This window comes from Rhodoblastus acidophilus (assembly GCF_009720655.1).
Lineage (GTDB): Bacteria > Pseudomonadota > Alphaproteobacteria > Rhizobiales > Beijerinckiaceae > Rhodoblastus > Rhodoblastus acidophilus_A.
Genome location: NZ_WNKS01000006.1, coordinates 22053 through 48987, shown reverse-complemented (window position 1 = coordinate 48987; position 26935 = coordinate 22053). Strand labels below are relative to the sequence as shown.

Genomic DNA, 26935 nt, shown 5'->3' with positions numbered 1-26935 from the left:
AGTATGTCTGCCTCGAATCCCCACCCCGGACGTGTGACGCGGTTGGCCGCGGCCACAGTGCTTTCCTTTGCGGCGCTCACATCGCAAGCCTTTGCGCAAAACGAGAAAAAGCCGAACATCCTCTTCATCATGGGCGATGACATCGGTTTCATGCAGCCGGGCGTCTATCATCGCGGCCTGATGGTCGGCGAGACGCCCAACATCGACCGCATCGCGAAAGAGGGCGCGATGTTCATGGACTATTACGCCATGCAAAGCTGCACGTCCGGCCGCAACGCCTTCTTCACCGGCATGTATCCGGTGCGCACCGGCATGGTGGAGCCTCAGCTCCCGGGAAGTCCGTCCTACCTGAAGCCTGGCACGCCCGCCATCGCCAAGGTTCTGCTCGACCTCGGCTATGAGACCGGCGAGTTCGGCAAGAACCACCTCGGCGATCACCCGGCGTCGCTGCCGACCGCGCACGGCTTCCAGGAATTCTGGGGCTATCTGTATCACCTTGACGCCATGCAGCAGGTCAGCTTCCCTGATATCAACAAGTCGCCCACGGAACAGGGCATCGCGCCGGCCTGCAAGGTCGCGCCCATTCCCGGCGTTCCTGAGGTCGCCGGCGCGGTCGATCCCAGGACGACCGCCTGCCTGACGCCGCCGCGCCCGATCATCGCCTGCAAGTCCCGCAATGGTACGGAAAAGCACCAGGAATGTTCGGATCAGGGGCCGCTGACCTTGGACCGCTCGCGGACCGTCGATGAAGAGATTTCGGCCAAGGTCATCGACTTCCTCGATCGCCACGACCCGAAGAAAACCAACAAGCCCTTCTTCGTCTGGTACAATCCGGCGCGCATGCACGTCACCACCATGCTGTCGCCGAAATATGAAGCCATGCTTGGCGTTCGCGGCGGCAAGGACTGGGGGGTCAACGAAGCCGGCATGAAGCAGATGGACGACAACATCGGCGCCGTCCTCAAAAAACTCGAAGACATGGGCCAGCTCGACGACACCATCGTCGTCTTCACCACCGACAATGGCGCGGAGAAGATCAGTTTCCCCGACGGTGGCGTCTCCCCCTTCAAGGGTCAGAAGGGCATGGCCTGGGAAGGCGGCTACAGGGTTCCCGCCGTCGTCCGCTGGCCGAACCACATCAAGGCCGGGACGGTGTTGACCGAAATGTTCGCGTCCTTCGACTGGATGCCGACGCTTGTGGAGCTTGCCGGCGGCCCGAAGGGCGACGGCTTGAAGAAGCAGATCGAGGAAGGCGCCTACCAGGGCTTTGTCAAGACCACGCTCGACGGCGTCAATCAGGTCGACTATCTGACGGGCAAGTCCCAGAAATCGGCGCGTGAATCGTTTTTCTACTACTCGGGCGCCACCCTGTCGGCGTTGCGCTACAAGAACTGGAAGTTCTATTGGACAATGCCCGACCCGTCCGCCACGGGATGGCTGCTGCCGAAGACCACGTATAATTTCACCTTGGTTCAAAACATCAAGCGTGACCCGTTCGAGGCGGCCGTCGGCCCGAAGGAAGACTCGGCCATGGCGCTCGGCGGCGCGCTGGCGGCGCCGATGACCGCCTATATTTACGACTGGAATCTGCTGCCGCTTGGCCAGCAACAGGCGCTCCAATTCCTGGAGACCTATGCGAAATACCCGCCGCTGCAGGCCCCCTCATCCTATAACCTTGAGCAGGTCATGGCTGAAATCGAGGCGCAGAAACGGGGGCTGCGCAGCAGCGCACATCCGAGCGACTGATCGCGCGAGGCGCAAAAGGCGCGGGCGCCTTTGGCGCTCGCACCCGATTTGCGAGACGTCGTTGCGATCGACTGACGGGAGACATTCATGGGACCGTTCTCATCCGGTCTGAACCGGCGCACCGTGCTTGGCGGTTTCGCGGCCTTGCCGCTCTTGTCGAGCGCGTCCTTCCCCAACGCCGCCCAGGCGCAAGCGGCGCCGGACGATCCCCTGCCATCCTGGAACGAGGGGCCAGCCAAAACCGCCATCATCCGCCTGGTCAAATCGACGACGGACGCGGCGAGCCCGAACTTCGTTCCGCCGGATGCGCGGATCGCCACCTTCGACCAGGACGGAACGACCTGGGTCGAGCATCCCGTCTATACGCAGGTGGTCTATTGCCTGGACCGCGTTCCGGCCGTGGTGAAGGCGAAGCCGGAATTAGGAAAGGTCGAGGCTTTCAAGACCGTGTTATCCGGCGACCGCGCGGCGATCGCCAAGCTCTCCCTCAAGGAATTGGAGGAGATCGCCATGGAAACCCTGACCGGCATGTCGGTGGATGACTTCAAGGTGGCGGTGGCGGAGTGGATCACCACGGCCAAGCATCCACGATGGGATCGTCTCTACACCGATCTGACTTACCTGCCGATGCTCGAAGCGATGCGCTATCTGCGCGACAACGGTTACAAGACCTTCATTGTCACCGGCGGCGGTCAGGATTTTGTGCGCACCTATTCGCAACGGGTGTATGGCGTCCCGCCCTGGCAGGTCGTGGGCACGGCGACCGCTGCGAAATACGGCTATGACAAGGATGGGAAGCCGTTTCTGACAAAAGACCCGAAACTCCTGCTGAACGACAACAATGCCGGCAAGGTGGAAGGCATTCATCTCGAAATCGGCGTTCGCCCTGTGATCGCCTTCGGCAATTCGACGGGCGACCGCGAAATGCTGGAATACACCACCGGCGGCGCGGGCGCGCGGCTTGGTCTTCTGCTTCTCCACGACGACGCGGCGCGTGAATATGCCTATGGGCCGGCGCAGGGATTGCCGCACACCAAGGTCGGGACCTTCACCCAGGCGCTTCACGACGAAGCGAAAAACAACGGGTGGGAGATCATCAGCATGAAGGACGACTGGAAGCGCGTGTTCGCCTTCGACGCAGGTTCCTCGTCGGCGAGATAGCGCTCGCGCGGAAATCCGCCCTTCGCTTGGAGGATTTCCGCGCGATTTCGTTTTCGCGGATCGCGAAGCGATCTTGCGGAAACCGTCTGATACGATTTCCGAAGGATCAGTTCGGAAATCGTATTCCGCTCGCGCGGAAATCCGCCCTTCGCCTGAAGGATTTCCGCGCGATTTCGTTTTCGCGGATCGCGAAGCGAACTTGCGGAAACCGTATGAGGCGCCCGTGCGGGCGGCCTGGGCGGCGGTCCGCTGATGAATTTTTCCGTGCGGGCGCAATCCTCAGGTTGTGGCGGGCGGCGCCAAAGCGTCAAAAAGCGTGAAAATGCTGCGCGTTTGTGCGGATTTTCTGACAAAAAACGCGCGATTCCTGACGATGCAACGCGGCGGTTGTGTACGACATCCGGTGTGCCGCGTTGCGGCGGCCGCGCGCGGGCGTCGGGCCGCGTGTCGAATCATTCTTTTAAGACAAAGGCTTATGGGGCGAGGCGGCGGTCGACATGTTTCACGTGGAACATAGGGTGAACAAGATATTGCGCGCCCCGCGTTTTCACTTTCGACCGCGACATGACCGCCGACGCCGCCAACAGGGGGCGACGGCGTTCACGCCCCCAAGCGCGCGGCGAGGTGGCGCAGGCGCTCCGCCTCCACCGCCGCTTCGGCGCAGCGCAGGCGCAGCGCCGCGAAGGCGTCGCTCTCGTCGGGATAGAATTCGCAGGAGGGCGGCAGGTGGGCGCAGCCCGGCCGGAGCTGCGCCATGACGGCGGCGCGGGTGTCGTCGAGCAGCGCGGCGCTGTCGTAGGGGTCGAGGTCGTCGATGCGGTTGCGGATCAGCAGTCTTATCGTGACGATCTGCGCGGCGGTGAAATAGGCCTGGGCGATCAGCTTGCTGTAGAGCGGCCAGAACTTTTCCGCGCCCGGATTGTCGCGCGCGAGTTTGAACGATTCCCCCAGCGCGGAAAAACTCTCGATCATCTCCTTGCGCGCCAGGCGATAGTCCTGCGCCGACACGTTCCAGCGCAGCACGCGGTCGGCATAGGTCGCGAGCTTTTTGACGAAAGCGCGCGCCAGCGCCGCCGTCCCGTGGCGCTCGTAATTGGGCAGCAGCAGATTGAACACATAGGCCAGGGCGGCGCCGATGGCCGTGTCGATCAGCCTGGACGCCACCGGCGCGGTCTCGCCGGGGTCGAGCAGGTGCAGGCCGAGCAGCGCCATCACCGAGGCCGCGACCGAGGTGAGCCGGTAATCGACGCGGGCGAAGGCGTGGGCGATCCCCACCGCGGAGAGTTGCGCGGCCATCAGCAGGGGGGTGGAATCGAGCCACAACAGCGCGCCGGCGATGGCGCAGCCGACGACGGAGCCGAACAGCCGCTGGTCGCGGCGCTGGGTGGTGGCGCTGTAACTCGCGCGAAGAATCACGGCGATGGTGAGCAGGATCCAGTTGCCGTGACTGAGCGCGGGGGTCAGCGCGATCAGCGCGTAGCCGCAGCCGAGCGCCGCCGACAGCCGCAGCGCGTGGCGGAAGATGGCCGAGTCCCAGCGCAATTCCTTGGCGATCGGTTTGAGCGACACGCGCAGCGGCGGGGCGAATTTGGTGAGATCGAGACCGGAGAGCGCCTTTTCCGCTTCCGCGAGGCTGTCGACGACGGCGGGAATGCGGGCGAGGGCGTTGAGGACGAAGGCCAGGCGCGCCCGGGTCATGCGCGCGGCCCGCAGCAGGCGCGGGTCGTCGCTGTCCAGGCGGGCGATCTGCTGCGAAAAATCGTCCAGCGCGGCGGAATGGTCGGGAAAGCTCGGCGCGCGTCCGGCGATGAGCAGGTCGAGCGACAGGGCGTCGAGATCGTCGGCCACCTCTTTCAGCAGGGTCTCGACGCGCGCGGCGAGGTCGGAGGGCGCGCTGGCGAGCCGCAATGGCGCGTGGTCGGCCATGGTGGCGATCATGCCGTCGAAGGCTTCGAGCAGGACGGCGAGGGCCGCGATCAGCCTTGCGCCCGATTCCGGGTCGGTGGCGTGGACGCTGAGACTGCGCGCCGTCTGCAACTGGTCGGAAAAACTCGCCTGCTGCTCCACCACCTTCAGGCAGGCGGCGCCCTCGTCGGCGCCGGGGCGGTAGAATTCGGCCATGCGGCGCAGGAAGGTGGCGAATTCGCGGATCAGCTCCGCCAGCATCACCCGCCGCCCGGACGAATCGGAGGCCCAGGTCAGGGCCAGGGCGATGGGGATGTAAGCCGCGCCGCCGAGCGCGATGCTCTCGCAGAAGGCGAGCTTGTCGCCGGGCGCGCCCAGGGTGAACACCATGGCGAGCAGGGTGAGGATCGACAGCGGGATCGCCCAGCGGCCCCAGGCGATCTGCAAGCCGGCGACGAACCCGATGACGACCACCGTCGCGCCTTGCAGCGCCGGGTGTCCATCGGTGAGCGCGATGAGCAGGGCGCTCGCCACCGCGCTGCACCAGCACAGCGGCAGGATGCGGATTTTCGACGAAAGCGGGGAGGGGGTGTCGCCGACCGAGACGCAGAGCGCGCCCGAGGCGGCGGCCATGGCGGCTTCAAAACCGTCGAGCGCGCCGAAGCCGAGGCCGACCAGCAGCACGCCCAGCGCGACGGCGTAGCCGTTGAGAATGTGCTGGCCGAGCAGATATTTGAACAGGGATGGGGGAATGCGCATCAGCCCGCCTTGGCGTCCGGCTTTGGTTGCGGCGGGAGGATAGGCGCTTCGCGGGGGCGGGAGCAAGCCGGGCTGATCGCCGTCGCCAAGGCTTCTTTTTCGCCCAAGCCCGCGCTCGCCCCAGTCCCGCCAGGATTAAGCCCCATACTATCCTGAGCGTGTCGAATTTGGTTGTAAAGGTTGACGCAATAATCCCGCGTGACCGCTCTTGCGCCTTGATCGGTTTTTGTGCAGTTTCTGGACATAAAGAAACAGTTTACCATCAAGGAATCAAGGCGTCGTTGCGGCGTCGAGGAAATAGGCATGGTTAATCAAATCGATCAGGAAATCGGCGGCCGATTGCGGCGCAGGCGTGAAGGCCTGGGCTTGAGCTGCGCGACGGTGGCGAAGGCGCTGGATCTCGATGTCGCCGTCATCGAGGCCTTTGAAGCCGGCGAGCGGCGCATGAGCGCCCGCCAATTGCAGCAATTGTGCGGCGTGCTCGACGCGCCGCCGTCCTATTTCCTGGTGGCGGCCGATGATTTTTGCGCCCCGAACGGTGGGCCCGGCGAGCGGGACGCGCTGCTGAGCGACGCGCACCGTCTCTATCGCGCCTTCTTCCAGATCCAGAGCCCGGAACTGCGCGGCGTGCTCGCCGACCTCGCCGAAGCTTTCGCCAAGGGCGGACAATCGCCCGCCCTGTTGCAGGCGGCGCAACTGCTGCGGCCCGCAAGCGATCTCGACGACAATATCGCGCAACTGCGCGCCTTCCGCAGCGGTCCCTGGTCCAACTGAGACTGGCTGTTTTCGCAATGGCGTCGCGAGGGCGGGATCGTCCTCGGACGGGGAAGCTACTTCAGTTTCAGCGGCAGACCGGCGGCGACGAAGACAACCTGCGTGCAAGCCCGCGCGATCCGCTGGTTGATCAGCCCCTGGGCGTCGCGGAAGTCGTTGCCGAGCTGGGTCGGCGGCGACACGCCCAATCCGATTTCGTTGGAAATCGCCACGATCTGGCCCTCGGCCTCGGCCAGCGCGGCCGCGAGCTGTTCGGCCTCGTGCGAAAGATCTCTGTCCTGAAAGAACAGGTTCGACAGCCACAGGGTCAGGCAGTCGATCACCACCACGCGGTCGGGCCGGGCGATGCGGCGCAACAGGCGGGCGATGTCGGTTTCTTCCTCGAACACGGTCCAGGTGTCGTTCTCGCGCTCGGCGCGGTGGCGGGCGATGCGCGACGCCATGGACCGATCGAGCGCCGGGGCGGTGACGATCATGAATTTCGTCAGGCCGGAGGCGCGCGCCAGCTCCAGCGCATGGCCTGTCTTGCCCGAGCGCGCGCCACCCAGGACGAGCGTGGCGGTCATCCGTTGCCGCTCTTCAGTTCGCGGTAATAGGAGGCGATCTGTTCGAACCAGACGTGTCGGGCCTCGAGATAGTTGGAGCCGGCGACGCGCGTCGGCAGCCGCAAATCGCCGATGAGCGATTCGATCTCCCGGCGCGCGGTCTGCTGCGAGGGGGTGAGCTGGTGGCTGGCCTCCTCGATCGCGTCGAGCGCGGTGAGGCCGATCGGGAACAGTTCGCGGAAGATCACGCGGTCGCGCAGGCCCTCGGCGACGCGGAACTGCAATTCCACCGCGAGTTTGCGCAGCGCCTGGTCGACCTGGCGGGCGTTGTTGGTCTGAAGCGCGGCGATGCGGTTGCGCACCAGCACCCAGTCGATCATGCCGTTGTCGACCAGGCGGCGCTTGCGGCGCGCCTCCAGCACGATCTCGGCGTATTGCGCCACCTGGCCGCGATGGGCGCGGTCATGGTGCACGCGCGACATCACGTCCATGTCGACGAAACTGTCGTTCATCGGCGAAATCAGCGTGTCGGCCAGCGAATGGGCGAGGCGCATCAGATAGGTGTCGCTCGCCGGCGTGTCGATCACCACGAATTCGAAGGCATGCTCGACCTCGCCGATGGCCTCGGCGAAGGCGGCGAACTCGGCCGATTCGTTCTCTTGCGCATTGGCGCCGCGCACATGGTCCATGGCGAAATGGCGCGACAGCTCCACGTCCCAGGGGGCGGTCCGGGCGAACGAGGCGCGGTTCTCATAAAAGCGCGTCAGGCTGCGCTGGCGGGTGTCGAGGTCGATGGTGGCGACGCGATAGCCGGCCTTGAGCAGCGCCACGGAGAGGTGGATCGACATGGTGGATTTGCCGACGCCGCCCTTTTCGTTGGCGATGACGATGACGTGAGCTGGGCGCAAATCCGGGGCTTCGGCGTCAGTGCTCATGGGGTCGTGCTCTTAGGGCGCTCTCAGGGGCGGAGCCTCGGACCGACTCAACGCACAGTTAACCACTTTACGCTGATTAACCCAGCCGCCCACGCCACTCAAGCCGAATATATCCAGTTCTGGCGGGCCATCAGCCGCGCCGATGGAGTGAGGCGCAGGACGAGATCGCGGACGAAGGCGGGCGCGCCGGCCATGTGGTAGATTTTTCCTTGTTTGCGCGACGAAAGCTGGATTTGGCTGGCGCGCGGCAGGCGGGCGGCGGAATATTGGGCGAGCGCCTTGACGGGGTCGCGGCCGCCATATTCGAGAAAGGCCAGCGACAGCACCGCCGAATCCTCGATCGCCTGCGCCGCGCCCTGCGCGAGGTAGGGCAGCATGGGGTGGGCGGCGTCGCCGAGCAGGGCGGTGCGGCCGCGCGCGTAGGAGGCGAGCGGCGGGCGGTCGAACAGCGGCCAGCGCAGCCAGGTTTCCGGCGCCGACAACAGCTCCAGCGCCTCGGGCGCCCAATCCTTGAAGCGCTCAAGCAGGAAGCGGCGGTCTCCCGCCTGGTCCCAGAACTGGGCGCCATCGCGTCCGCGCTCGCCGTCGCCGCGCCAGTCGTCCTCGACGAGGGCGACGATGTTGACGATCGCGCCGGCGCGCAGCGGGTAATGGACGATATGGGCCTTTTCGCCGAGCCAGAGGTTGGAGGCGGGCTCGCCGAAAGCCGGCGGCAGGGCAGACGCCGGGATCACGGCCCGCCAGGCCGTGTGTCCGGTGTAATTGGGCTTGTCGGTCCGGGGGTCGCTCAGGCGCCCGCGCACGATCGAGCGCACCCCGTCGGCGCCGATCAGCGCCTCGCCGCCGGCGCGGTGGGTCTCGTCCCGGCCGCGATAGCTGACGGCCACGCCCTGTTCGTCCTGGACAAATCCCGTCAGGGTCGCGTCATTGCGGATTTCGATGAGGTCGTTGGCTCTCGCCTGCTCCAGGAGCGCCGAAAGCAGGTCGGCGCGATGGACGTTGAGATAGGGCGCGCCCCAGCGTTTCTCCGCATCACGCAACGACAGGTTTGCCAGGCGGGCGCCGTCGCCGCCCCGGCGAATGCGCACCTGGGTCGGCGCGACCGCCAGCCCCTCGAGCGCATCGAGCGCGCCATAAGCGCGCAGGATTCGCGTGGCGTTGGGCGCGAGTTGCAGGCCGGCGCCCACCTCGCGAAACGCGGGCGCCCGCTCCAGCACCAGAGTGCGGCGGCCGACCCGCGCCAGCGCCAGAGCTGCGCTCAGGCCGCCGACGCCGCCGCCGGCGATGAGAATGGGCAGGGGCTCCATTGTTGGTCGCGCCGCTCAGGCCGCCTTCACTTCGCACTCCGCCGGCTCGGCATGGCCGTGCAGCGCGGGGTCGTAGACGTAGCGGGTCGAGCAATAGGGGCACAGGGCCTCGGATTCGGCGCCCATGTCGATGTAGATGTGGGGGTGATCGAACGGCGGCAGCGCGCCGATGCACTTGAACGCCTTCGCGCCGATTCGGATCGTCGCCAGGCCCGGCTGGTTGTGGAAATGCGGAATGGCGTGCTCGGACATCGATATCCCTGGGTTTGCGCGCGTCAAAAGAGGCGCGGCGCCGGGGGCGCACCATAATCAAAGCGGTGGGCTTTGGGTAGTGGGCGGGATGCGACGTTAGAGGGGGTTGCGCACCTCCCGCTTGCGCAGAAAGTGCGCGGCGAGACCGACGGTGACATTGCCCAGCGCGGAAAAGGACGTGTCCTGAACCCGCTTGGCGTGTTTGAGCACGTGGTCCCTGAAACCGCGACCCTCCGTCGCCTTCTTGCTGCCGTACCAGACAAAACGCTGCAAATCGCGCAGCTCCGATCCGATCAGCTCGGGCGCCGCCGCCGGGATGTTCACCATTTCGGTCAGATAGGCGAACGCCTCTTCCGGGATGTTTTGCGCGCCGATCTGATGGCCAAGCTCCCGGCGGATCACGTAGCAAAACTCGTTTCGTTCGGTGAAGACCGCGTAGATGACCGCCGCCTTCACGTCATAGGGAAAGCGTCGGCGTGTGTCGTGCACCAGGAAAAACACATCGACGACATGCTGTGAAAGCGCGTTCCTGACGATATCCCGTTTTCGGCTCTTGAAGTGTATGTTGTAGTCGAGATATTTCGTCCGATTTTTCGAAAGTTCTTCCCTGAGCGCGGTCATGTATTCCGTGCACTTGTCCTGGACGTCAGGGGCTATGGCCCTGCCAGTGGTGAAGGACTGAAAAATGCTCGATGTTTTTTGAGCTTCGGCGATCTCTGTTGTCATTGTTCTACCCTAAGCAAACAAGATAAATTCCGTTGCTTCGACATGCGCGCGTCCCGCTCGCAGCCTCGTACGATTTCAAGCGTGACGGCGCGCCGCGCGGCGCGCGCCGCCATGTTACTCGCAAACTTGGCCGTCACAACATTTCGCGCGCGGAGTGCGACAGCGAACCGCAACTGCTTCGGCGCGGCGACCGCGACTCGCCATGCCGGGCGCCGCTGATTATGGTGCGCCGCAAGGATGCGCCCCGGGGCGGCGCCGCGGAATTCGACGAGGGAAGACGTTGGGTATGCTGGAATTTTTGTCGGATGGCGTGCGGATCGCCTATCTCGATTTTCCGCCACTGGGCGAGGATCGCCGAGACGACCGTCGCCAGCCCATCCTGCTCATCCATGGCTTCGCCTCCAACCACGGCGTCAACTGGCTGTTTCCGCAATGGGTCAAGACGCTGACCGGCGCGGGGCGACGCACCATCGTGTTCGACAATCGCGGTCATGGCCGCAGCGAAAAACCTCATGACCCGCACGCCTACACGCCCCAGGCCATGGCCGGCGACGCCGCCCGCCTTCTGGATCATCTCGGCGTCGCGCGCGCCGATGTGATGGGCTATTCGATGGGGGCGCGCATCGCCGCCCATCTGGCGCTGTCCCAGCCGGAAAAAGTGCGCGGCCTGATCCTTGCCGGTCTTGGCATCCATTTGGTCGACGACGAAGGCTTGCCCTCGGGGATCGCCGACGCCATGGAGGCGCCGTCGCTGGAGGCGCTCACCGATCCGAAGCAGCGCATGTTTAGGGCCTTCGCGGATTCGACGCGCAGCGATCTGCGCGCGCTCGCCGCCTGCATTCGCGGCTCGCGCCGGGCGATGACGGCGCGGGAGATCGGGCGGGTGACGACCCCGACCCTGATCTGCGTCGGCTCGCAGGATGACGTGGCCGGCGATCCCTTCGCCCTGGCCTCGCTGATGCCCAACGCCCGCGCGCTGGTCATTCCCGGCCGCGACCACAACCGCGCCGTGGGCGACGCGGTCTTCAAGGAGGGGGTGCTGGCGTTCCTGGAGAGTTTGCAACCCGCCGTTTAATTCCTATGTGTTAGCGAAGTCCGGGGCCTGCGGCTCCGCAGGAGAACGCCATGATCGCCGCGAATGTGCTGGCCTTGAAATCCGCCGCCGATCCCGTCTTCACGCAAATCCGCGCGGAAGCCGAGGAGGCCGCGCGCCGCGAGCCTGATCTCGGCGGTTTTTTGGCTGTCTCCGTGCTCAACGCGCCCAATGTCGAGCACGCCGTCGCACATCGGATCGCCGCGCGGCTCTCCCATCTCGATTTTCCCGGCGACCTCATCGAGCAGAATTTTCTGGAGATGGCCGCGCGCGACCCTTCGATTGGCGAGGCCATTCGCGCCGACCTGCGGGCGGTCGCCGAGCGCGATCCCGCCTGCACCCGGCTGATGGAGCCCTTGCTCTATTTCAAGGGCTTTCACGCGCTGCAAACCCACAGGCTGGCGCACGCGCTTTGGAACGCGGGTCGAAAGGATTTCGCGCTCTATCTGCAAAGCCGCGCCTCCGCCGTGTTCCAGACCGACATCAATCCGGCCGCGCGCATCGGCAAGGGGATTTTCCTCGACCACGCCACCGGGCTGGTGGTGGGCGCCACCGCCGTGATCGAGGACGACGTGTCGATCCTGCACAGCGTGACGCTCGGCGGCACCGGGCACGAGCGCGGCGACCGTCATCCCAAAATCCGCCGGGGCGTGCTGATCGGCGCCGGCGCGAAAATCATCGGCAATATCGAGGTCGGCTGCTGCTCGCGCGTGGCGGCGGGCTCGGTGGTTCTGAAGCCGGTGCCGCCGGGGGTGACCGTTGCGGGCGTGCCCGCGCGCATCGTCGGCGCCTCGGGCTGCAAGGAGCCCGCGCTGGAAATGGACCAGGTTCTCTCCGGGAAGAACGAAGACGAATAGCAAGCTTCCGTCCACCTTTTTGTGGCCTCATGGCGGGATGAGCGAACAGCGTTCGCTCGAACCAGGGAAGGCCCAAATGATCGCATTTTCTCGCGTTCTGAAGCGGCAGGCTGGCGCGACCGTCGGAGAGCTGGCCGTTCTGGCCGCCGTCTTCGCCTTTTCGCTGGCTTCGATGGTCGGCTATGGCGTCTACGTGACCAGCGCGGCGTTCATCTAAGCAAACATTCGTTGGTCGCCCTACGAATGTTTGCTTAGGTTCCTTTGTTTTCGCAGGATTTTCATCCGAAAGCCGGGGGCGCTTTTCGGAAATCCTGCTTAGCGCGGGCTGAAGCCGGACGGCGCCGTCGTTTCAGCGCAAGGCGCGCGCCCCTTGCGCGGCGCCCCGCTTTTTGGCAAGCCTTTGCCCCACGAAGCAGGGAGTCGGCGTGTTGAACAAGAGCGAATTGCGGAAATTGCAGGAGTTTCTGCGCCAATCGTTTGGCGCGCCCGCCATCAAGGTCGGCCTCGATCCCAAGAACGAGGACGCGGCTGTCGCCTCCTTCGGCGAACGCGTGCTCGGCTCCATCAGCGTCGATGACGAGGACGGCGACCGCTCCTTCTCCTTCGCCATGAAAATCCCGGTCGAGCGCCCGGTGTTGCAGGACTATCTGCGCCGCCTGTTCGACAATGACGATCTCAAAATTGTGGCGCGCGGGCGCAAAACCGATTCCGTCGAGCTGAACCGGGGCGACGACTTCCTCGCGGTGATTTCCGCCGACGATCCCAAGGGCAAGACGTTCACCCTGCAAATGGCCATTCTCGACATCGACCTCGACGATTTGTGAGGGTCAGCCCGGGCTTGACGGTTGGTCCACGCGAGGAACATTATTCCCTTCTAAGCATTACGGCTTGGGCGGCCCTTTTCGAGGGCGGGGCGGCTTTTAAGCCTTCGGCAAGTTTCCGCGCGCAGGCTGCGATCAAGACGTCGTTAACAAGACGTCGATTCAGGGGGTCGCGCAGTGGAGTCGAGCCATGTTCGGACTGAACTGGAGAAATTACGAGCGTCCGCAGGAATCCCTTTCCGCCGCGAGCGGAGGCGCGGCCGCCGTCAAGACCGAGCGCCGCCCGCGCATCGGTCTGGCGCTCGGGGCGGGCGCGGCGCGCGGCTGGTCGCACATCGGGGTGTTGCAGGAGCTTGAAGCGCGCAAAATTCCGATCGACGTCATTGCCGGCTCCTCGATCGGGGCCGTGGTCGGCGGCTGCTACGCCGCGGGCAAGATGGGCGCCATCGAGGCTTTTGCGCGATCGCTGACCAAGCGCCGCGTGCTCTCCCTCCTCGACCTCTCGTTTTCCGGCGCGGGCATGCTCGCCGGTTCAAAACTGCGCGACGAACTGTCCCGCGCGCTGTCCGGCCAGCGCATTGAGGATTTGCGCCTCCGCTTTGGCGCGGTGGCCACCGAGATCGGCCTGGGACACGAGGTTTGGCTGCGGCGCGGCGACCTCGTGCAGGCGATCCGCGCCTCCTACGCGCTGCCGGGCATTTTCGAGCCGGTGCGCTTCGACGACCGCTGGCTGTTCGACGGCGCCCTGGTCAATCCGGTCCCCGTCACCCTTTGCCGGGCGATGGGGGCGGAGATCGTGATCGCGGTCAATCTGGTCGGCGACGCCGCCTACCGCGGTTCGCTGATCGCCGACCCCGGCGCCGGCGTGGACGGCGCGCACAAGGAGCACGAACGCACCGTCGAGGCGCCCGCGCCGGTGAAGGAGGCGCGCTGGCTGCGCCGCCAGTTCGCGCCGGGCGCGGACGGCGCGCCCGGCATCGCCACCGCTCTGCTTGAAGCCTTCAACATCACGCAAGACCGCATTGCGCGGTCGCGGCTCGCCGGCGACCCGCCGGATGTGCTGATCAATGCAAGGCTGGCCAAAATCGGGTTTTTCGAGTTCCATCGCGCCGATGAACTGATTTCGCTCGGACGCGAGGCGGCGCGGCGCGCCCTCAACGACATCGCCGAGATGGCCGCGCTGGAGCGCAAGCTGCACGAGACGGCGTAGGGGCCGGCGCGCCGGCCCCGAAACATCCGCTTGGCGTCACGCGGTGGCGATATAATCCCGCATGGCCCGATATTCCCACTCGATCGAATCGAGCCTGAACTTGACGACGTCGCCGATGGAGACGACGCCGACGAGGCGGTTGTTCTCCATGACCGGCACGTGGCGGAATCGTCCGCTGGTCATCATGTCCATCACGTGGTCGACGGCTTCGCCCGGCTCCGTGGTCACCACCTTGCTGGTCATGTGCTTGGATACGGGATCGTTGAGGACGGCGCCGCCGTGGCGGCCGATGGCCCGCACGACGTCGCGCTCGGAAATGATTCCCACGACGGCGCCGGCGCCGTCGGCGACGAGCGCCGCGCCAATGCCCTTCTCGGCGAGCAGCGCGGCGGCCTCCTGAAGGGTGCGGTGCGGCTGAGTCGTGATCACATCGCGGCTCTTGCCCGCCAGAATCATGGCGACGGTCATGCGGTCTCCTCCTGTTAACCCGTTGGGATACGGCTTATTTTTGTCGAATACGGTTTCCGCGAGATCGCTTGGCGATCCGCGAAAACGAAATCGCGCGGAAATCCTCCAGGCGAAGGGCGGATTTCCGCGCGAGTGGAATACGGATTCCGAACTTGTCGTTCGGAATCCGTATAACGCCGCGCTTGCTCCGCAAGTTCCCGCCGCGCGATCGGACAGCCTTGACGCGAATCATCCGCCTGTTTGCGCGCGCGCGCAAGCGTTGGCGCGCTTGGGCCCGCGCACGATTGCGTTGGTTGCGAGGGGCGCTCAGGCCTTGCGGCGCAGGTCGAACAATGGGGCCGCCAGCAGGCCGAGCAGGAAGCCGCCGAGATGGGCCTGCCAGGCGATCGGCGCGTCGGCGAGGCCGGCGCCCTGGCCGGCGAGCCCGGTGAACAGGTTCAAGGCGAACCAGAAACCGACGAAAGAGAGAATCTGACGGTTGCGGACCATTTCGCCGAAGCTCGCGAGCTTCGGCGGCGCGCCCTCGGAGCGCGGATCGCGCGCGAAGGCGCCCGGCAAAAACACGAAACGGGCGGCGGCGCCGAAACAGGCGGAAATGGCGGCGGAGGCGCCGACCATCGGGTTGAGCTCGAAGGGGTTGAAGGCAAATTGCGCCAGCGCCCCCGCGATGGCGCCGGCCACGTTCAGCGCCAGGAACCGGATCGCGCCGAAACGCCGCGCCACCGGCGCGCCAAACGCCGTCAACCAGACCGCGTTGAGCAGTAGATGCGTCCACGAACCGTGCAGCAGCGCATAGGAAACCGGGGTCAGCCAGAGCAGCGAGGGCGGCGCGTAGGTGAGGAAGAACTGGGCAAGTTGCGCCTGGTCGCTGGAGACGCGCGCGACGGCGTTGAGCTGGGCGACCACGCCGCTGGCGTCCAGAAGCATGCCGAAGCGCGCGGGCGTGAAGGCGAAGGTCGCGAGCACCTGGATGTCGATTTCGCCGGGCAGAAGCACGCGAGCCAGATGAACCAGGAACAGCAGGGCGAGCAGCAAGGTGACCACGCCCGGGAGATTGAAAATCTTTTCGCGCATGATCGTTCCTTCAAGACAACGAAGGGGGAGAGCGCAGGCTCTCCCCCTTTGACGGCGGCGCGGCGGCGTTAACCATTAACCGTCGCGCGGTCAAGATGCTTCAGGCGCGATGGCCTTGCGAGGTAACGATTTCTCGACCTTTTCATCTTCCCCGAGCAGAGACGATCAAAGGAAAAATCATTGAGATTCAGCATCTTGCAGTTCTTGTCTTCCGCCGCCTCACCCGGGTCGCTGTCCGTTTCGGCCGCGTTCGATGGCAAGAGATTGCCAAAGTCCTAACGTTCTTACAACGTCAACCAGAAATTAATATTAACGCGGCCGCCGCGGCCGAGCGGCGAGGGGCGCGCCCCGCGCCTGGCCCGCGCTTCGCACCTTTCTGATCTGGAATGTTTTTTTGGCGATTTTTGTCCTCCATCCGGACGGAACCGCCCCGGAATGGATCAAGAGCAAGAAAATGAGACAGGCCGCCACTCAAGAGCTCTATTCCTACTGGAACCGGTTGCGGGGCGCGCGGCTGTCGCCGGAGCGGGAGGAAATCGATCCGACCGCCATCCGCCACATCCTCGCCGACACCATGATTCTCGAGGCGGACGAGGAGCGGCAATATCCCATCCGCATTTCCGGCACGCGGCTCAACGCCCTGTTCTGCAACGAGCAGAAAGGCGCGCCGCTGGTTTCCCTGTTCGCGCGGGAGGATCGCGCCAGCATCAGCGCCATGGTCGAGGCGGTGCTTGACAGCCAGCGCCCCGCCGTCGCCGGCCTGCTGGCGGAGTCGGAATTTGGCGAGGACGCGCCGCTGGAACTGCTGCTGCTGCCGTTGCGGCATCGCGGAAAAACCCACGCCCGGCTGCTGGCGTCGCTGACGCCGCAGGCGCTGCCGAGCTGGTTCGGCCTGCGTTCGGCGCTGGCCCTGCGCCTTGTCGCCATGCGTTTCCTCGACAGCCGCGTGGCTGTGTCGCCCTCCGAGCTGATTCAGGGGCAGGAGTCGGCGAAAAAGCCTGAGGAATTGGCGTCTCGCAGCCGGCTGCGGCGCTTTTCGTTCTTCGTCATATCGGGCGGTCGCGGCCGCGACGCCGACAAGCCGCATTAGAGCGTTTTCGAGCGAAGCGGATGCCGGTTCGCGTGAAGAAAATGCGTTAAAACAAGACTCTAGAGCTTTTTCATGTTTCCATGAAACGTGGAAAAGCTCTAGAGCATTTTCAAGCGAAGTGGATGCCGGTTCGCGTGAAGAAAATGCGTTAAAACAAGACTCTAGAGCTTTTTCATGTTTCCATGAAACGTGGAAAAGCTCTAGCATTGGGTCGACCGTGCGTAACACGCGGTTAACCGAGGCGCTCCTATAATGCCGCCAATCATTTAGCTCATGGCGGTCCTATGAATTTCCGGCCAAAAATCAGCGCCAAGCCGATGGAGCGGCGTCGGCACGCGCGCGTAAAACTGGCGCTGCTGGGGCGCTACATGCTTGAGGACCGCCGGGAATTCCCCTGCCAGACCAACGATGTCTCGGTGGGCGGCCTTTCCCTGACCGCCCCGGTGCGCGGCGTCCTCGGCGAGCGCGTGGTCGCCTATTTCGACGCGCTCGGCCGGGTCGAGGGGACGATCATCCGGCACATCGACTTCGGTTTCGTCATGACCGCGAACATGCCGGCGTCCAAGCGCGAAAAGCTGGTGAACCAGCTGACCTGGCTGGCCAATCGCAAGACTTTGGGGCTTCCCGAGGACCGCCGCCACGAGCGCATCGTGCCCACCGATTCCAACACCACACTGCGCTTCCCCGACGGCAGCACGGCGCCGGCGAGGATCGTCGACATTTCGGTGTCCGGCGCGGCGGTGTCCTGCACCTCCCAGGCGCCGATGGGATCGATGGTGCATATCGGCCGTCGCCCGGCCCGGGTGGTGCGCGTGTTCGAGCACGGCCTGGCGCTGGAATTCGCGCTGCCGCTCTCCTTCGATGTGTTTGACGAAAACGTCGTCCTTTAGAGTCTTGTTTTCACGCGTTTTTTCACGCAAACCGGCATCCACTTCGCTCGAAAACGCTCTAATGCCGGTGCAGCGCCTCTAATCTTTGACCGAGCCAGCGCCGCCAGGCCGGCGGCGGCTCTTGGCGGAAGGGCGGCGCGGCGAGCGTTGCCGCGCGGGGTTCGAGCGGCGCGAATGTCGTGGTCAGGCGTGTCGGCGCGCCCGCGACGCCGGCGCCTTGGATCGCGAAGGTCAGTTCGGCGAGGTGCAGCGTAAAATCCGGCGGCGGAAAGGCCGTGCGGTCCTGTTCGATCGCCTCCGCCAGTTCGGCGACCCCCAAAACCTTGTCCTGGTCGTTGATTTCCCGCCGCTTCAGCGCGGCAATGGACATTTCATCGCGCTTGCGCCCGAGCAGGGGCAGGGGGCGGCCGCCCACGCCGAACAGGCGTCCCAAAAAACGGCTGCGCCTCACGCTCATGAACTTGCGCGCATTCAGACCGACGGCGTCGAAAATTTCGAGAAAGACCGGGCAGCGGTAGTGCCGGTAGCTGTCCATGCTCAGCATGCCGCGCGCGCCGATCACCCGGATGGAATGATCGGCGGGCGCGCAAATGCTGAAGGTTAAGCGCGCCACCATGCCGGAAACAAAATTCAGGCAGGCGACCGAGAAATCCGGCGCGTCGATCGGCTCCGCCGTCTTGTCCGGCGCGACGACCCGCGAAAAGGCGGTGACGCTTTCGACCGGGCCGAAAATCGCGCAGAGCCAGGACAGGTGATAACCGGCGTGCTCCCAGGTGCAGCCGCTCGAAAATTCGTCGCGCCAGGGCCAGGGGGCGCCGCTGCGGCTGCGCCAGGTTTCAGGCCGCATCAGCGGGATGACATTGTCGTCGAATTCGGCATAGGCGAGGCGCGGCGCGCCGATCGCGCCCTCGCGCAAAGCCTTCCACAGGGTCTGAATGCTGTCGCTCAGCACATTGCACGGCGCGCACGACAGTTTGAGCCCGCGCGATTCGGCGAGCGCGAGCAGCGCGCGCGAAGAGTCGAGATCGTCGGTCAGCGGCTTTTCCGAATAGACATGTTTTCCGGCGTCGAGCGCGGCGCGCGTCACCTCGAAATGGCTGTCGATGCTGGTGAGATTGACCACCAGCCGGATGTCGGGGTCGGCGAGCAGGGCGTCGTTGGACGGAGAGGCGCGCAGCCCGTAAAACAGCGCCGCCTGACGCAGCCGCGCGGGGTCGCGGTCGGCGATCCCGGCGATTTCCAGGCGCGGATGCCGGGACCAGGTCGCCATGTAATGGTCGAAGACATAGCCGGCGCCGATGATCCCGATCTTCATTCGGCGGGCTCCCGGAAAAAGCGTTCGGGACGGCCGGTTTCACCGCGCAGGCCCGCCGCCCAGCCCGCCAGGGCGGCCCCAAAATTCCTGAAGGCGCCGACGGCCAGGAATTCGAAGGTGCGCGCCAGCACCACGAGGGCGGTCCAGCGCAGGCGTTGCGGAAACATCCGCCTGACAAAATGCAGACGGTTTCGGTGGTCGAGATAGACCGCCAGCGCCGAGCGCTTTTTGCGCGCGGAGGCGGAGCCGATGCTGGCGCCGACCACGTGACGCACGGTCGAATCCTCCGCCAGCGCCAGCCCGCACAGGGTTTTGGCGCGCAAGCCCCATTCGAGGTCCTCGTAGAAGAGGAAATAGCTTTCCTCCATCGGCCCGATCTCTTGAAGGGCCATGCGGGTGACATAAAACGAGGCGCCGGAGGGGGCTTCCAGCAGCGTCGCCAGATTGGCGGCCGGTTTTGCCCGCGACGGCCTTGACCGCTCCAGCGCGAGCGGGCGGCAGACGAGCGGACGCCAGCGCATGCCGCGCATCAACACCCGCTCCGGCCAGGCCGTGGAGACGAGCTGGCTGGCGACCATGCCAAAACCGCCACGCTCGGCGCGCGCGATCAGGGCTGACAGCGCGCCTGGCTCCGGCTGGGTGTCGGGATTGAGAATCCAGTAACCGTCGACGCGCGGGTCCGGCTCAAGCCGCCGCAGCCACAGATTGATGCCGCCGGCATAGCCGAGGTTTTCCGGCGCCAGGCCCACCCAGACGGCCGCGCCATGGGGGCCGCCGACGAAATGGACCAGGCGGCTGAACGGGCCGGCGGAGCCGCGCGGCGCCTTGAAGATCAGCCCTTCCTCGGCGAGCATGGCCACCAGGACGGCATAGGCGTGGGCGCCGCCGTTTTCGACAAGGCAGATGTCGAACGTTTCGCCCGGACCGGCGGCGCGCAGCGCCCGCAGGCAGCGCCTGATGTCCTCGGGATTGCGATAGGCGACAATGATGACCGCTGTGGTCATGTGCGCAGCAGCTCCACGAACCAGAAGAGGCGGCGCCAGCGCAGCCGGAACAACAGCGCGACGGCCGCGATTTTCAGGCGAAAGCCCGAGATTTTTGAGGAAAACGCCAGCTTGACCGCATGGACGAAAGGCGAGGCGGCGAGCGCGGCGAGATAGGCGGCCCAGGCCAGCGCCCCCTGGTCGCGGCGCAACAGGTGGAGTTCGCCGACGACCCGCCGCGTTTTCCGTAAAAGTTCGGGCCAGTCGCGCCGCGCGGGATGGCCGACCACGACGCTGTCGTCGTAGAGGATCGTCAGGCCAAGGCGGACGGCGCGCCGGCCCCAGTCGAGATCCTCGGGCGCGCCGGCGCGAAAAAACCCGACGCGATCGAAATCGGCGCGGCGCACGAACATGTTGCAGCCCAGGCAAAATTTTTGCCGCACATAGCGCCTGTTGTCGAAGGCGAACACGGCTTCGTAGGCTTCCGCCGGCGTGGGCCGCGCCGGATCGGCGAACACAACCTCGACCTTGCCCGCGACCACCACGCCATCGCGCAAATTTTGCAGGCCGCGCTCCAGCCAGTTCTCGGCGGGGCGGCAGTCGGAATCGATGAAGGCGAGGTTTCTGCCAAGCGCAACCGCCAGCGCGGCGTTGCGCGCGTGCGCGGCGCCCTGGAGCGGCGCCGGAACGACGAGCGCGCGAGAACCGCAAACGTCCAGAACCTTGGCGAAGCCGCAGGCGGAATTGTTATCGGCGACAACGATCTCGAAATCTCGAAACGTCTGGCGGTCCAGCAGGTCAAGGCACAGGCGCAGGTTTTCGAGATCGTCGCGATGCGGAATGATGACGGAGACAAGGGTCATTCGCCCGCTCCGAACAGGCCGCGCGGGGGCGCGAAGTCGAGCGCCACCCCGAGCAGCGGCGCGCCCGCGGCTTCGGAAATGTCCTCGGACCGGCGGATGCGCCGATCCAGGGTTTCGGCGATCAGCGCGCCCAGAACGGCGACGGCGAGGCCGACGACGCTCGCCAGCGCGAAGGCGGGCAGGGGTTTGGGAAAGATCGGGCTCGACGGCGGCGCCGCGACGTCGATCACCGCGATGTTGGAGAAGGACAATTGGCTTTGCAGCCGCGCCTGGGCGGCGGCGCGCTGGAGTCTGTCATATTCGTCCTGCTGGAACTGCGCTTCCGCGCGCAAGTGCGCGAGCCGGTCGCGCTGGCCCTGGACGCCGACCATGTCGCTGACATTGGCGGCATAGGTCTTTTCCAGCTCGGCGACCTTGACCAATTGCGCGGCGACGCGATCGGCGAGCTTGGCGCGATAAGCGTCGACGGCTTCGGCAATCTGCGCGCGCAGCGAGTCGCGCGCGGCCCGCCGCTCCAGCATTCTCGGATGGTTGGGCCCGGCGTCGGCCTGCAGGCGGGCGATATCGGCCTCCGCCGTGGCGAGGCTCGTCCGCAGGGCGATGAGGGTTTGCACGTCGGGGTTCTGGGCGTCGCTGGGGCTGACGCCTGGCGTCGCCAGCTGGCTTTGCAGGGCCACAAGTTCGGTCTTGGCGAGCGACAGCGCATTGCCGATCTGCAGCAGACGGTCGGCTTCCGAATCGCCCGCGCCCGGCGCCAGCAGCCGCGCGTCGGTCTGAAAGGCTTCCAGCCGCGCGCGCGCCTCGGCGCGGCGCAGGGCGACCTTTTCGATCTGCGGGGCGAACCAGTCGGCGGCCTTGTGCGCGGCCTGACCCTTGAGCGCGATGGCGGCGTCGATGAAGGCGGCCATGAAGCTGTTGGCGATGCGCGCGGCCTTTTCGGGCGCGCGGTCGCGAATGGCGAGGGTGAGCACGTTGGAGCCGGGCAGGAATCTGGCGTCGAGTTTCTCCAGCACGCGCTCCGCCGCGAACTGGCGGATGTTGTCCGGCTTTCGCCACGCCGAGGCATAGGCGGCGCGAACGTCCGCGTCGCCGTCGAGCCCCAGGCGCTCCACGATGTCGAGCGCGACCTGGTTGCTCTTAGCCAGCGCCGCCAGATTGCCCTGAACGATCAGCAGGCTGCCCGGCGTCGGGCCGAGCCCGCTCACAGGATCGGCGGAACTGGGATCGATGCTGGCGACCGCAATGGCCTCGTAGCGCGGTGGCGCGAGCGCCAGCGTCGCGACCGCGCCGAGCAGCGCGGCGGCGAACAACATGGCGGCGACGGCGATGCGCTTGCGCAGGACGAGGAGAAACAGCGGCAGGCTCATTGACCTTGTTTTCTTCTTTCAAGCGAACGGGCGTCCGTTCCGAAACGCGTTCAGAATAGGCGTTCGTTGACGATGACGGTGTCGTCGGCCTCGACCGGCTGGTCGAGATCGGCGGCATATTCGACGCCGTCCCGGCGCAGCCTCAGGCCCCAGCCATCGGAGCCGAGCGGGGTGAGGCCGCCGGCCTGCGCGATCGCCTGCCTGATGGTCAGGCCGGGACGGTTGAGCGCGAATTGGCCGGGCTTGTTGACATAGCCGGTGACGTAGATGATCCGCCCCTGTTCGACGAACAGGGTGTCGTTGTTGGCGAGCCGGATTCTTGCGCCCTCGCGGCCCTCCAGCACGCCGCGGGCGGAAAAGCGCAGGACATGGCCGCCCCGGTGCACGACCAGCGTGGAATCGGCGGCCTCCTCCCGCAGGCCGCCGGCGCGGGCGAGCGCCTGCGCCAGGGTGATGGGACGGTCGAGGGTGAAGGCGCCGGGGTCGCGGACCTCGCCGAGCACGGAGACTTGCAGGCCGAAACTTTGCACCTCCACGGAGACCTGCGCCGTCTTGACCAGGCCCTTGTCCCTCAGCAGCGCCGCAATTTGCGCGGCGAGCGCGCCGGTCGTGCGTCCGGCGGCGCGCAGGCGCCCGGCATAACTCAGCGCCAGCGTGCCGTCGGGCTCGACCCGCGCGGTGGCTGAAAATTCCGGCTGGCCCAGCACGCCGACCTGCACCACGTCATTGGTGGTGAGCGCGCGCCCGCCCGTTTCTTGGGCGCGCGCGAGGGGGGCGCCGCAGACCAGCGCCAGAAGGAGTGTGAAGATGAGGAGCGGAGGGCGGTTTTTCATCGGTCTCAATAGGGTTTGAAGTCGACGCCGAGCAGGGCGAGGGTGGTTTGGGTTTGCCCGGCGGCCACACTGCGATTCGCGCGCAAAAAACTGGCGGTCAGGCTGGTGAACGGGGTCATTTGGTAGACGGCGCGGCCGGAGACGGTGATCAGAGTCGTTCCGCCGTAAAGGCCCGGCGTGACGGGGCCGCTTTCGAGGCGCAGGCGGCCGAGGCTCGCCGAAAAGCTGAGTCTTGGCGTGGGCCGCCAGGTCAGCGAAAAATTTTGCGATTGCGCGATCTGGGAATTGGCCAGGATCGAGATCGGCGCGTTGAGCGTGCGGTTGGCGCTGAGCGCGACGCGCCAGAGTTCGGATGGGGTCCAGATGAGTTCGGCGTTGTAAACGCTGATTTGGTTTGGGCTGGCGCCCGGCGTCGAGGGGGCTGCGCTGACGCCGATCATCGCCCAGGCTTCCCACAGCGGCGAAAACGCGCGCCTGTAAGACGCCTGGAGGTCGGTCAGGGTCGAGTCCGGGCTCAGGGTTCCCGTGGCGTTCGGGAAGCGCAGGCCCGTAAGCTTGAAAAACAGTTCGGCGTGGTCGCGGTTGCGCCCTTCATAGTCAAGACCGAGCTTGCCATACGCCCTGTCATTGTCGAGCGCCTGCGCGCTGACGGCGGCGTGGCTCAGGCTGGCGGCGCCGCCGCCGAGAAGCGCGCCAAAGGGGCCGTAAACGGCGCAGCGGCCTTCATCGTCCAGCTTGCGCGTGCGCAAAATGTCCTGGCCCGGCCCCGACGCCTGATCGAAGTCGGACTGCTTGTCGCTGGCCTCGGCGGCGAGCTTCCCCTTGCACGCCTGTCCAGCGCGTTGATCCCATCGGAGACGCAGGGCGCGGTCGTGCAGCGAGGCCGAGGGGTCGTCGAGGTAATCCGTGGCGGTGACGCGCGCTTCCGCCGTGAAAAACTGCTGGCCCAAGCGAAGCCGGCCCGTCGCGCCGACGCCGGTTTGCGAAACGGCGCTGGCTGTCGGCTGGACGCCCGGCGGGCTGTTCAGGATGTTGTCGTTGAAGCCGCCATATTGATGCAGGTCGAGCAGCAGCGGCGAGTCCGACCAGTTGAAGGTTTGGGGCCAGCTTGCGGGCCAGTCTGGAAGAGCCGCGGCGGGCGTCGCCAGCGCAAGGGCGAGCGCGGTCGCCAAGCCCGCCTTCCCCTGCGCATGCCCGCCGGCGCGGCTCGCTCGTTTCATGTGTTTTGTCCCCAGTCCCCCGAATCGGGCGGGCTGCGGGTTTCGAACGCAAACCCGAGGCGAACCCGAGGTTTTGTCGTCAACTGGCTTGGGCGTGACATGGCAGGGCCTCGCTTTCCGCCGCTTCGACAAAATCCCGCAGACGCCCGCGCCGGCGCGTGCTCACCACTAGCGCGCCGCCGGGGTTGCGCCTGAGCGCCCGCTTCAGGATGTCGGCGATGTCGAACTGGGGTTGGCGCTTGCGCGCCGCCGCGACATAGCCATAGGTGAGTTGCGGCGCCCGGCCGCGCGCGATCAGCGCGTCGGCCTCGCGCCGGTCAAGGCTGTCGGGATGCTGGATGATTTGCGCCAGGGCTGGCGCGCGGTCGAGGACGGCGAGCGCCTCGTCGGCTCGCGTCGCCGCGATTCCGAAGGCGCGGATGCGGCCTTGCGCGCGCAGATTTTGCAGCCAGCACAGCCATTCGTCGGCGGCGATGAGGTCGAGACGGGGCGCGTGCAGCAGGAGCAAGTCGATGCGGTCGCGGCCAAGCCGTCGCAGGCTTCCCGAAAGCGAGTCTTCTGCGCGCGCGAGGGAAAAATCCACCTGCGCCCTGGACAGCGCCGGCGCGAGTTTTCCGGCAGCCTTGCGCAAGAAAATCGCGATGGCCGATCCGTCCTCGCCCGCCGGCGCGTAAAGGCCGACCTTGCTGGTCACGGTGAGATTCGGCCTTGCTTTCAAGAGCGGCGCGAGGTCGCGCTCCGCCATGCCGAAGCCGTAGGAGGGCGCGACATCGAAATGGCTGAAGCCCGCATCCGCCGCCGCCGCCAGCAGGTTTGCGCGCGAAAAACCTCCGCCAGCGTTGAAGAGGCTGGCGCAGCCGAACACGAATCGCGACAGGCGCAGGTCGCAGCCGGGCAGGGGGATGGCGCGCATCATGCACAAGCATGGCGCGCAAGAGACTCCGTTTGCAACCAACCTGCCGCTTGCATTGTGAGGCCGCGCGAGGCTTAGTCCCGGCCTCGGCCGCACCGGGCGACGCCAGACGATTTTTGATGAAAGACGCGCGCTTCCTCTCCATGCTGTTCTGCGCCGCCGTCGTCGCGGCGTTCTGGCGCGCGCCGGCGCCGGGGCCGGCGGAATTCTTCGCGCCTCCGGTCAGCCAGGCGATGTCTGTCGAGGCGCCGGCCGGCGAGGAGAGTCTGCCGGCGGTCGCGCCGTTCTCGCATTCGGTCAATCTCGCGGAAACACCGGACGGCCGGCTGGCGGCGGTGTGGTTTTCAGGCAGCAAGGAGGCGGAGAGCGACGTCGCCATCTGGATGAGCATCCGGGGCGCCTCGGGATGGTCGGCGCCGCGCGCCATCGCCACGCCCGAGACGACGTCCGCCGGAACCGGGGCTTTTGTCCGGACGCTCGGCAACGCCGTTTTGGCGGTCGCTGGCGGCAAACTGCACTTGTTCTATGTCAGCGTCGGCTATGGCGGCTGGGCGGCGAGTTCGCTCAACCACGCGGTGTCAGACGATGAGGGCGCGACGTGGTCGGCGCCGAAAAAGCTGGTGACCTCGCCCTTTCTCAACATCAGCACGCTGGCGCGCGGCGCGGCGCTGCCGCTGACGGATGGCGGCTTCGGGCTGCCCGTCTATCACGAATTGCTGGACAAGCGCGGGGAATGGCTGCGGCTTTCGGCTGAGGGCGACATTCTGGCGAAGACGCGGCTGCCGTCGGAGCGACGCGCCTTGCAGCCGTCCGTCGCGGCGCTTGATGGCCGCCGCGCCCTCGCGATCCTGCGCGACAGCGGTGTTGGCGCGGGCCTGCTGATGGCGGCGGTCACCGAAGATGGCGGCGACAGTTGGCGCGCCCTCCCGAGCCTGCCCATCGTCAACGAGGATTCCTTTGCGGCGCTGCTGCGGCTTCGCGACGGGCGGCTGCTGCTCGCGGCCAATCCGGCGCCCGGCAAGGCGCGCAACCCTCTCGTCCTGTTCATCTCGGAGACGGGTGACGCCTGGAAAGTTTTATGCACGGTCGAGCGCTCGGCGCGGGGCGACGAGAATTTTGCTTACCCGAGCCTGCTGCAAAGCCGTGACGGCCTGATTCATCTGGCTTACACGCGCAATTACCGCGCGCTCGCGCACCGCGTTTTCGCGCCGGATTTTTCGGGGTGCGCGCCGTGACGGTCCTCGCCCTTGGCCCGGCGCTTGCGCTGGGCGCCGCCGCCACCTTCCTGCCAGTGCGCCGGGCGCGCTGGATCGGTTTCTGCGTGTGCGTGGCCGGCCTGTTCGCCGCGCCCTGGCTCGCGGCGGCGCTGCCGAGCGTCTCTTTTCCGCTGATCGCGCTGTCGGCGCTGCGCCTGCTCGCGCCGGAGATTTCGCTGCCGATCGGGAGAGTCACGCTGGCGGCGCTGGTCGGCGCCGGCTGCCTGTTCTATGCGCTGGCGCTTGGGCTTGGCCCCTACGATCCCTACACGCTCGGGTTTCAGGCGCGACCGCTGGTGGCGGCGCTGGCCGGGGTGGGGATGATCCTCGTCGTGACGGGGGAGCGCGCGGCGTTGATCCTGCTGTCCGGGACGCTGCTGGCCTATGCCGCGGGGGTCTACGCCAACCTCTGGGACGCGCTGATCGATCCGGTTCTGGTCCTGCTGGCCGCGGTCGTGCTGGCGACGCGCGTTTGGCCGGCGGCGCGACGGCAAAAAACAAAGTGATTCGCTGACGTTAGGTTAGGCCGCCTTGTTGTGCAGGAATGCAAGCAGATCGTCCGGGCTTTGCGC

Annotated in this window: 27 protein-coding genes; 12 read left to right on the top strand and 15 right to left on the bottom strand. The window is 66.2% G+C overall.

The features are described from left to right. The first annotated feature begins 3 nt into the window (after positions 1–3). Both GJ654_RS08955 and GJ654_RS08950 read left to right on the top strand, forming a co-directional pair. Positions 4–1746, top strand: a complete 1743-nt coding sequence (locus GJ654_RS08955; protein ID WP_155445815.1) for an arylsulfatase — start codon at positions 4–6, stop codon at positions 1744–1746. Between the two features lie 87 nt (positions 1747–1833). After that, complete coding sequence (locus GJ654_RS08950; RefSeq protein WP_155445814.1) at positions 1834–2907, top strand: HAD family hydrolase; 1074 nt, start codon at positions 1834–1836, stop codon at positions 2905–2907. Between the two features lie 600 nt (positions 2908–3507). On the opposite strand, the gene GJ654_RS08945 is transcribed toward GJ654_RS08950, so the two are convergent. Beyond that, the gene (locus GJ654_RS08945) at positions 3508–5571 is read right to left on the bottom strand and encodes an FUSC family protein (protein WP_155445813.1); all 2064 of its coding nucleotides are present in this window, start codon (positions 5569–5571) and stop codon (positions 3508–3510) included. 303 nt (positions 5572–5874) lie between these two features. On the opposite strand from GJ654_RS08945, the gene GJ654_RS08940 reads away from it, so the two are divergent. Next, on the top strand, positions 5875–6345 hold the full coding sequence (locus tag GJ654_RS08940; RefSeq protein WP_155445812.1) for a helix-turn-helix domain-containing protein: 471 nt from the start codon (positions 5875–5877) through the stop codon (positions 6343–6345). Between the two features lie 56 nt (positions 6346–6401). Here GJ654_RS08940 and cobU read toward each other — a convergent pair whose 3' ends face one another. From cobU to GJ654_RS08915, 5 genes are all read right to left on the bottom strand, one after another. Next, a complete protein-coding gene (gene cobU, locus GJ654_RS08935) occupies positions 6402–6911 on the bottom strand; it encodes a bifunctional adenosylcobinamide kinase/adenosylcobinamide-phosphate guanylyltransferase (RefSeq protein ID WP_155445811.1) in 510 nt (169 codons plus the stop codon). Next, the gene (locus GJ654_RS08930; RefSeq protein WP_155445810.1) at positions 6908–7825 is read right to left on the bottom strand and encodes a division plane positioning ATPase MipZ; all 918 of its coding nucleotides are present in this window, start codon (positions 7823–7825) and stop codon (positions 6908–6910) included. The genes cobU and GJ654_RS08930 overlap by 4 nt, the downstream gene beginning before the upstream one ends. Positions 7826–7923: 98 nt before the next feature. Continuing rightward, positions 7924–9132: an FAD-dependent monooxygenase gene (locus GJ654_RS08925; protein WP_155445809.1), complete on the bottom strand. Its 1209-nt coding sequence runs from the start codon at positions 9130–9132 to the stop codon at positions 7924–7926. A gap of 15 nt (positions 9133–9147) precedes the next feature. Beyond that, positions 9148–9384 carry a zinc-finger domain-containing protein gene (locus GJ654_RS08920; RefSeq protein WP_155445808.1) on the bottom strand — a complete coding sequence of 79 codons (237 nt, stop codon included), beginning with the start codon at positions 9382–9384 and terminating at the stop codon, positions 9148–9150. A gap of 96 nt (positions 9385–9480) precedes the next feature. After that, entirely contained in the window at positions 9481–10110 is a 630-nt protein-coding gene (locus tag GJ654_RS08915) for a hypothetical protein (RefSeq protein ID WP_155445807.1), read from the bottom strand. A gap of 286 nt (positions 10111–10396) precedes the next feature. On the opposite strand from GJ654_RS08915, the gene GJ654_RS08910 reads away from it, so the two are divergent. From GJ654_RS08910 to GJ654_RS08890, 5 genes are all read left to right on the top strand, one after another. Next, positions 10397–11185, top strand: coding sequence for an alpha/beta fold hydrolase (locus GJ654_RS08910; protein ID WP_155445806.1), 789 nt, complete (start codon positions 10397–10399; stop codon positions 11183–11185). Between the two features lie 50 nt (positions 11186–11235). Then, a complete protein-coding gene (cysE, locus tag GJ654_RS08905; protein WP_155445805.1) occupies positions 11236–12060 on the top strand; it encodes a serine O-acetyltransferase in 825 nt (274 codons plus the stop codon). Positions 12061–12136: 76 nt separating this feature from the next. Then, positions 12137–12277 (top strand): hypothetical protein, encoded by a 141-nt coding sequence (locus GJ654_RS08900; protein ID WP_155445804.1) that lies wholly within the window; start codon positions 12137–12139, stop codon positions 12275–12277. A gap of 211 nt (positions 12278–12488) precedes the next feature. Then, on the top strand, positions 12489–12884 hold the full coding sequence (locus tag GJ654_RS08895; RefSeq protein ID WP_155445950.1) for a DUF3126 family protein: 396 nt from the start codon (positions 12489–12491) through the stop codon (positions 12882–12884). Positions 12885–13071: 187 nt separating this feature from the next. After that, on the top strand, positions 13072–14091 hold the full coding sequence (locus GJ654_RS08890) for a patatin-like phospholipase family protein (RefSeq protein WP_155445803.1): 1020 nt from the start codon (positions 13072–13074) through the stop codon (positions 14089–14091). Between the two features lie 36 nt (positions 14092–14127). Here GJ654_RS08890 and GJ654_RS08885 read toward each other — a convergent pair whose 3' ends face one another. Both GJ654_RS08885 and GJ654_RS08880 read right to left on the bottom strand, forming a co-directional pair. Next, positions 14128–14559 carry a CBS domain-containing protein gene (locus GJ654_RS08885; RefSeq protein WP_155445802.1) on the bottom strand — a complete coding sequence of 144 codons (432 nt, stop codon included), beginning with the start codon at positions 14557–14559 and terminating at the stop codon, positions 14128–14130. A gap of 306 nt (positions 14560–14865) precedes the next feature. Continuing rightward, on the bottom strand, positions 14866–15633 hold the full coding sequence (locus GJ654_RS08880; RefSeq protein ID WP_155445801.1) for a rhomboid family intramembrane serine protease: 768 nt from the start codon (positions 15631–15633) through the stop codon (positions 14866–14868). 454 nt (positions 15634–16087) lie between these two features. Between GJ654_RS08880 and GJ654_RS08875 the strand changes: the two genes are divergently transcribed. Then, complete coding sequence (locus tag GJ654_RS08875; protein ID WP_155445800.1) at positions 16088–16723, top strand: PAS domain-containing protein; 636 nt, start codon at positions 16088–16090, stop codon at positions 16721–16723. Between the two features lie 284 nt (positions 16724–17007). Beyond that, the gene (locus GJ654_RS08870) at positions 17008–17613 is read left to right on the top strand and encodes a PilZ domain-containing protein (protein ID WP_155445799.1); all 606 of its coding nucleotides are present in this window, start codon (positions 17008–17010) and stop codon (positions 17611–17613) included. Between the two features lie 58 nt (positions 17614–17671). Here the strand turns inward: GJ654_RS08870 and GJ654_RS08865 are convergent, their stop codons facing one another. From GJ654_RS08865 to GJ654_RS08835, 7 genes are all read right to left on the bottom strand, one after another. Continuing rightward, on the bottom strand, positions 17672–18928 hold the full coding sequence (locus GJ654_RS08865) for a Gfo/Idh/MocA family protein (RefSeq protein ID WP_155445798.1): 1257 nt from the start codon (positions 18926–18928) through the stop codon (positions 17672–17674). Further along, on the bottom strand, positions 18925–19932 hold the full coding sequence (locus GJ654_RS08860; protein ID WP_155445797.1) for a glycosyltransferase family 2 protein: 1008 nt from the start codon (positions 19930–19932) through the stop codon (positions 18925–18927). Before GJ654_RS08860 ends, GJ654_RS08865 begins: the two co-directional genes overlap by 4 nt. After that, positions 19929–20774: a glycosyltransferase family 2 protein gene (locus tag GJ654_RS08855; protein WP_155445796.1), complete on the bottom strand. Its 846-nt coding sequence runs from the start codon at positions 20772–20774 to the stop codon at positions 19929–19931. The genes GJ654_RS08860 and GJ654_RS08855 overlap by 4 nt, the downstream gene beginning before the upstream one ends. After that, entirely contained in the window at positions 20771–22141 is a 1371-nt protein-coding gene (locus GJ654_RS08850) for a GumC family protein (RefSeq protein ID WP_155445795.1), read from the bottom strand. The genes GJ654_RS08855 and GJ654_RS08850 overlap by 4 nt, the downstream gene beginning before the upstream one ends. A 50-nt stretch (positions 22142–22191) precedes the next feature. Next, positions 22192–22974 (bottom strand): SLBB domain-containing protein, encoded by a 783-nt coding sequence (locus tag GJ654_RS08845; RefSeq protein ID WP_155445794.1) that lies wholly within the window; start codon positions 22972–22974, stop codon positions 22192–22194. A 5-nt stretch (positions 22975–22979) separates the two neighbouring features. Beyond that, positions 22980–24194 (bottom strand): hypothetical protein, encoded by a 1215-nt coding sequence (locus GJ654_RS08840; RefSeq protein WP_155445793.1) that lies wholly within the window; start codon positions 24192–24194, stop codon positions 22980–22982. 79 nt (positions 24195–24273) lie between these two features. Then, positions 24274–25110: an aldo/keto reductase gene (locus GJ654_RS08835; RefSeq protein WP_155445792.1), complete on the bottom strand. Its 837-nt coding sequence runs from the start codon at positions 25108–25110 to the stop codon at positions 24274–24276. A gap of 116 nt (positions 25111–25226) precedes the next feature. Here GJ654_RS08835 and GJ654_RS08830 point away from each other — a divergent pair, with 116 nt between their 5' ends. Together GJ654_RS08830 and GJ654_RS08825 are read left to right on the top strand one after the other, a co-directional pair. After that, positions 25227–26342 carry an exo-alpha-sialidase gene (locus GJ654_RS08830; RefSeq protein ID WP_196305480.1) on the top strand — a complete coding sequence of 372 codons (1116 nt, stop codon included), beginning with the start codon at positions 25227–25229 and terminating at the stop codon, positions 26340–26342. Further along, on the top strand, positions 26339–26869 hold the full coding sequence (locus GJ654_RS08825; RefSeq protein WP_155445790.1) for a hypothetical protein: 531 nt from the start codon (positions 26339–26341) through the stop codon (positions 26867–26869). The genes GJ654_RS08830 and GJ654_RS08825 overlap by 4 nt, the downstream gene beginning before the upstream one ends. The last annotated feature ends 66 nt before the right edge of the window (positions 26870–26935 follow it).

Coding starts and splice junctions, on each gene's coding strand:
- GJ654_RS08850 (WP_155445795.1), bottom strand. CDS start 22,141: ATGAGCCTGCCGCTGTTTCTCCTCGTCCTGCGCAAGCGCATCGCCGTC.
- GJ654_RS08910 (WP_155445806.1), top strand. CDS start 10,397: ATGCTGGAATTTTTGTCGGATGGCGTGCGGATCGCCTATCTCGATTTT.
- GJ654_RS08900 (WP_155445804.1), top strand. CDS start 12,137: ATGATCGCATTTTCTCGCGTTCTGAAGCGGCAGGCTGGCGCGACCGTC.
- GJ654_RS08855 (WP_155445796.1), bottom strand. CDS start 20,774: ATGACCCTTGTCTCCGTCATCATTCCGCATCGCGACGATCTCGAAAAC.
- GJ654_RS08875 (WP_155445800.1), top strand. CDS start 16,088: ATGAGACAGGCCGCCACTCAAGAGCTCTATTCCTACTGGAACCGGTTG.
- GJ654_RS08915 (WP_155445807.1), bottom strand. CDS start 10,110: ATGACAACAGAGATCGCCGAAGCTCAAAAAACATCGAGCATTTTTCAG.
- GJ654_RS08835 (WP_155445792.1), bottom strand. CDS start 25,110: ATGATGCGCGCCATCCCCCTGCCCGGCTGCGACCTGCGCCTGTCGCGA.
- GJ654_RS08920 (WP_155445808.1), bottom strand. CDS start 9,384: ATGTCCGAGCACGCCATTCCGCATTTCCACAACCAGCCGGGCCTGGCG.
- GJ654_RS08945 (WP_155445813.1), bottom strand. CDS start 5,571: ATGCGCATTCCCCCATCCCTGTTCAAATATCTGCTCGGCCAGCACATT.
- GJ654_RS08955 (WP_155445815.1), top strand. CDS start 4: ATGTCTGCCTCGAATCCCCACCCCGGACGTGTGACGCGGTTGGCCGCG.
- GJ654_RS08870 (WP_155445799.1), top strand. CDS start 17,008: ATGAATTTCCGGCCAAAAATCAGCGCCAAGCCGATGGAGCGGCGTCGG.
- GJ654_RS08845 (WP_155445794.1), bottom strand. CDS start 22,974: ATGAAAAACCGCCCTCCGCTCCTCATCTTCACACTCCTTCTGGCGCTG.
- GJ654_RS08930 (WP_155445810.1), bottom strand. CDS start 7,825: ATGAGCACTGACGCCGAAGCCCCGGATTTGCGCCCAGCTCACGTCATC.
- GJ654_RS08940 (WP_155445812.1), top strand. CDS start 5,875: ATGGTTAATCAAATCGATCAGGAAATCGGCGGCCGATTGCGGCGCAGG.
- GJ654_RS08950 (WP_155445814.1), top strand. CDS start 1,834: ATGGGACCGTTCTCATCCGGTCTGAACCGGCGCACCGTGCTTGGCGGT.
- GJ654_RS08885 (WP_155445802.1), bottom strand. CDS start 14,559: ATGACCGTCGCCATGATTCTGGCGGGCAAGAGCCGCGATGTGATCACG.
- cobU (WP_155445811.1), bottom strand. CDS start 6,911: ATGACCGCCACGCTCGTCCTGGGTGGCGCGCGCTCGGGCAAGACAGGC.
- cysE (WP_155445805.1), top strand. CDS start 11,236: ATGATCGCCGCGAATGTGCTGGCCTTGAAATCCGCCGCCGATCCCGTC.
- GJ654_RS08865 (WP_155445798.1), bottom strand. CDS start 18,928: ATGAAGATCGGGATCATCGGCGCCGGCTATGTCTTCGACCATTACATG.
- GJ654_RS08830 (WP_196305480.1), top strand. CDS start 25,227: ATGAAAGACGCGCGCTTCCTCTCCATGCTGTTCTGCGCCGCCGTCGTC.
- GJ654_RS08880 (WP_155445801.1), bottom strand. CDS start 15,633: ATGCGCGAAAAGATTTTCAATCTCCCGGGCGTGGTCACCTTGCTGCTC.
- GJ654_RS08840 (WP_155445793.1), bottom strand. CDS start 24,194: ATGAAACGAGCGAGCCGCGCCGGCGGGCATGCGCAGGGGAAGGCGGGC.
- GJ654_RS08860 (WP_155445797.1), bottom strand. CDS start 19,932: ATGACCACAGCGGTCATCATTGTCGCCTATCGCAATCCCGAGGACATC.
- GJ654_RS08890 (WP_155445803.1), top strand. CDS start 13,072: ATGTTCGGACTGAACTGGAGAAATTACGAGCGTCCGCAGGAATCCCTT.
- GJ654_RS08925 (WP_155445809.1), bottom strand. CDS start 9,132: ATGGAGCCCCTGCCCATTCTCATCGCCGGCGGCGGCGTCGGCGGCCTG.